We start from the raw sequence: 4405 nt of genomic DNA on the forward strand, positions 1-4405 counted from the left end.
CCCATCCGCTTCGGCACCGACGGCACCCGGGGCGTCATCCGGGACGACACGACCGGGGATCTGAAGGTCGTCACCGTCACCCCGGACAACGAGGCCCGCATCCTCGTCCACGACGCCCACACCCCCTCCCCCACCACCGCGTTCGCCCTCTCCCGGCTCGCCGACCCCGACACCCTGCACCACACCCCCATCGGCGTGTTCCGCTCCGTCGACCGACCCGTCTACGACACACAGATGGCCGACCAGCTGGACAACGCGATCGAGCAGTACGGCAAGGGCGACCTGTCGGCGCTGCTCGCGGGCGGGGACACCTGGACGGTCGTCGGCTGACCTGCGACGCACATCCGGAGAGGCCCGGTCCGCGCGGCGAGCGTGCGGACCGGGCCTCTCCGTATGCATGGGACACCGCTGGGGTACTTACCTGAAGGTGGGTACTTTCGAAGAGTTAGCGCACCCCCTAGGGTTAGTGGCGCGCACTCGCCCCCTGGAGGAGTTTCATCATGAGCATCGTCGTCACCGGAGCGACCGGGAACCTCGGCACATTCGTCGTCGAGGGCCTGCTGGAGAAGGTTCCGGCCGAGCAGATCACGGCCGTCGTACGCAACGAGGAGAAGGCCGCCGGGCTCGCGGCGCGCGGCGTGAAGATCGCCGTGGCGGACTACAGCGCCCCCGAGACCTTCGACGGCGTCATCTCCGCCGGTGACAAGGTCCTGCTGATCTCCGGCAGCGAGGTCGGCAACGACCGCGTCGGGCAGCACACGGTCGTCATCGACGCCGCCAAGGCCGCCGGTGCCGCGCTCCTCGTCTACACCAGCGCGCCGGGCAGCCTGACGGCGGCGCTGGCGGACGACCACCGCGGCACCGAGGAGACGCTGCTCGCCTCCGGTCTGCCGTACGTGCTGCTGCGCAACGGCTGGTACAACGAGAACTACACCGAGCAGCTCGGCCCCGTCCTGGAGTACAACGCCGTCACGCACGCCGCCGGTGAGGGCCGGGTGTCCTCCGCCGCCCGCGCGGACTACGCGGCCGCCGCGGTCGCCGTGCTGACCGGCGAGGGTCACGAGAACAAGACGTACGAGCTCGGCGGCGACGTCGCATGGAGCTTCGCCGAGTACGCGGCCGAGCTGAGCCGGCAGACCGGCAAGGAGATCGCGAACAACGCCGTCTCCGTCGACGCCTATGCCGGCATCCTCACCGGCGTCGGCCTCCCCGAGCCGCTGGCCGCGATCCTGGCGGGTGTCGACGCGTCCGTCGAGAAGGGCGAGCTGGTCGTCTCCTCCGGCGACCTCTCCCGGCTGATCGGCCGCCCGACCACGCCGATCGCGGACTCGATCAAGGCGGCGCTCAAGGCCTGAGCCCCGAACGACAGCCACCCCCGGCTGTCATGACCGTATGGCGATACGGGCATGACAGCTGGGGGTGGTCGGCGTTACCTTCGTGGGACTTGGGCCGCGGGGCGCGGCCGGTCGAGAAGGAGGGGCCGTGGCGGCGCAGTCGAAGGGCGAACACCGGATAGGTCTGCTGAACGGCTTCGCGGCGTACGGGATGTGGGGGCTCGTCCCGCTCTTCTGGCCCCTGCTCAAGCCGGCCGGCGCGGTGGAGGTCCTCGCCCACCGCATGGTGTGGTCCCTCGGCTTCGTGGGGATCGCCCTGCTGGTGCTGCGGCGCTGGGCGTGGGCCGGTGAGCTGCTGCGACAGCCGCGCAAGCTCGCCCTGATCGCGGTCGCGGCGGCGGTGATCGCCGTCAACTGGGGCGTCTACATCTGGGCCGTGAACAACGGCCAGGTCGTCGAGGCCTCCCTCGGGTACTTCATCAACCCGCTCGTCACCATCGCCATGGGCGTCCTGCTCCTGAAGGAACGGCTGCGGCCCGTGCAGTGGGCGGCGGTCGGCGTCGGTTTCACCGCCGTCCTCGTGCTGACCATCGGCTACGGGCGGCCGCCGTGGATCTCCCTCTGCCTCGCCTTCTCCTTCGCCACGTACGGGCTGGTGAAGAAGAAGGTCAACCTGGGTGGCACGGAGTCGCTCGCCGCGGAGACCGTCATCCTCTTCCTGCCCGCCCTCGGCTATCTGCTGTGGCTGGGCTCGCGCGGCGAGTCCACCTTCGGCACGGAGGGCACCGGGCACGCCCTGCTACTGGCCTCGACCGGACTGGTCACCGCGCTGCCGCTGGTCTGCTTCGGGGCGGCCGCGATCCGGGTGCCGCTGTCCACGCTGGGGCTGCTCCAGTACATGGCGCCGGTGTTCCAGTTCCTGCTCGGGGTGCTGTACTTCGGCGAGGCCATGCCGCCCGAGCGATGGGCGGGCTTCGCCCTGGTGTGGCTGGCGCTGTCGCTGCTGACGTGGGACGCGCTGCGGACCGCCCGCCGCTGGGGCGGGGCGCGTACGCCGAAGGCGCAGCCGGAAACCGCGTCGGCGCCCCTGTCGGCACCCGTGCCGGAGGCTGTTCCAGAGGTTGTTCCGACGGCTGTTCCGGAGGGTCTTCCGGAGGCTCTTCCGGAGGCCGAGACGGTCGCCCCGAAGACCGGGAGCTGAGGTAGGACCCCGCTTCTGCACGCGCGCCACTCGCACCCGCTCGCACCCGTTCCCACCCGCTCGCACCAGACGGCGATCTTTCAGAATCCCCTCACCCGACACACGACGGCGGGCCGCCTCCCCGGCGGCCCGCCGTCGCCCTGTCCGGCCGCTCCGCCGCGCCGTCGCGCGGCCGCTCCGTCGCTCCGTCGCTCCGTCATGGCGTCGACCACTGTTTCGCCCGATGAGTCCGACATGCGAACACCCGTGGCCGAATAGCGCTCTTGACGGAAAGTCAGCCACGCCCGCACCATCCTGGCACCTCATTCACTCGGATTCGACATGAACACGCCAACAGCGGTTCACGTGAATCCCTTGGAATTCGGAGCCCCCACATGAAGCTCTCTGTTCCAGTCACCGGGCGTGCCGCTGCCGCCGTCGCCGTCGCGGCGGCCACGCTCTTCACCAGCGGGTCCATAGCCGGGGCGGCTCCCGCCCCGGAGGCCGTGGCCGCCGCGCCCGACCTGCCCGTGGCCAACGTCAAGGCCCACCTCACCCAGTTCCAGTCCATCGCCGCCGCCAACGGCGGCAACAGAGCCCACGGCCGCGCCGGTTACACGGCCTCCCTGAACTATGTGAAGGGCAAGCTGGACGCCGCCGGTTTCACCACGACCGTGCAGTCCTTCACGTCCGGCGGCCGCACCGGGTACAACCTGATCGCCGACTGGCCCGGCGGCGACACCAACAAGGTCGTCATGGCCGGTTCGCACCTCGACAGCGTCACCTCCGGCGCCGGTATCAACGACAACGGCTCCGGTTCCGCCGCCGTGCTGGAGGCCGCGCTGACCGTGGCCCGCACCGGCTACCAGCCCACCAAGCACCTCCGGTTCGCCTGGTGGGGCGCGGAGGAGCTGGGCCTGGTCGGCTCGCGCTACTACGTCAACAACCTGTCCTCCGCGAACCGCGCCAAGATCAGCGGCTACCTCAACTTCGACATGATCGGGTCGCCGAACCCCGGGTACTTCGTCTACGACGACGACCCCACCATCGAGAAGACCTTCAAGGACTACTTCGCGGGCATCGGCGTCCCCACGGAGATTGAGACCGAGGGCGACGGCCGCTCCGACCACGCGCCGTTCAAGAGCGCGGGCGTCCCGGTGGGCGGCCTCTTCACGGGCGCGAGCCGCGCGAAGACCGCCGCGCAGGCGACGAAGTGGGGTGGCACGTCCGGGCAGGCGTTCGACCGCTGCTACCACTCGTCCTGCGACACGACGTCCAACATCAACGACACGGCCCTGGACCGGAACTCGGACGCGCTGGCGTACGCGGTGTGGGAGCTGTCGAAGTAGACGCCGACAGCCATGGGCGGAGGTAGGAGCCGCCGGCTGGGGGGTGTGGGTGGCGTGACGGCCGCCCCGCCCTTGAAAGCGAGGGTAGGAGTCGGCTGGAGGGGGCGGGTGCCGAGATGGGCACCGGGCCCTTGAGAACGAGATCAGGGGCTGGCTGGAGCGTGTGCTGTGACAGGCGCCGGGCCCTTGAGAACGAGAGTGCGAGCCGGCTGGGGCGGGTGCCGTGACGGGCGCCGCGTCCTGACAGCGGAGCGGTGGCGTGGCGATGCGGCGGTGCGTCGGCGCTCGCGCTCCGTGAGGGGGCTTGTTCGTGTCCGGGGCCGGTCGGCGACACCATGTGGCCGACCGGCCCCGGAGGCGTGTCGGAGGCGTAGCGGTCGTGTGTGGTCAGCGCCGGCGGGGCACGCCCGGCCCCGCACCCGGTCCTGTGTGGGCCGACGGCCGCGGGCGCGCCCGGCCCCGAACCCGGTCCCTACGGCGGGGCTTCGCCGAGGCGATCAGCGGCCGTGGGGCGCGGCCGACCCCGCACCCGGTCCTGTGTG

Annotated in this window: 3 protein-coding genes and 1 pseudogene; all 4 read left to right on the forward strand. The window is 71.1% G+C overall.

Annotated elements, in window-relative coordinates; all coding sequences use genetic code 11:
• Positions 1–330 (forward strand): annotated as a pseudogene (locus AOK15_RS33570) (2-oxoacid:ferredoxin oxidoreductase subunit beta); the annotation flags it as partial.
• A 170-nt stretch (positions 331–500) separates the two neighbouring features.
• Positions 501–1355: an NAD(P)H-binding protein gene (locus AOK15_RS33575; protein ID WP_055522095.1), complete on the forward strand. Its 855-nt coding sequence runs from the start codon at positions 501–503 to the stop codon at positions 1353–1355.
• Between the two features lie 127 nt (positions 1356–1482).
• On the forward strand, positions 1483–2535 hold the full coding sequence (gene rarD, locus AOK15_RS33580) for an EamA family transporter RarD (RefSeq protein WP_079058856.1): 1053 nt from the start codon (positions 1483–1485) through the stop codon (positions 2533–2535).
• Between the two features lie 374 nt (positions 2536–2909).
• A complete protein-coding gene (locus AOK15_RS33585) occupies positions 2910–3863 on the forward strand; it encodes a M28 family metallopeptidase (protein WP_055522096.1) in 954 nt (317 codons plus the stop codon).
• Positions 3864–4405 lie beyond the last annotated feature (542 nt).

The sequence above is a fragment of the Streptomyces ossamyceticus genome, assembly GCF_001418475.1.
GTDB classification, from domain to species: Bacteria; Actinomycetota; Actinomycetes; order Streptomycetales; family Streptomycetaceae; genus Streptomyces; species Streptomyces ossamyceticus.

What these genes read in the sequence shown, in the direction of transcription:
- AOK15_RS33575 (WP_055522095.1), top strand. Translation starts at nt 501, where the DNA reads ATGAGCATCGTCGTCACCGGAGCGACCGGGAACCTCGGCACATTCGTC.
- AOK15_RS33585 (WP_055522096.1), top strand. Translation starts at nt 2,910, where the DNA reads ATGAAGCTCTCTGTTCCAGTCACCGGGCGTGCCGCTGCCGCCGTCGCC.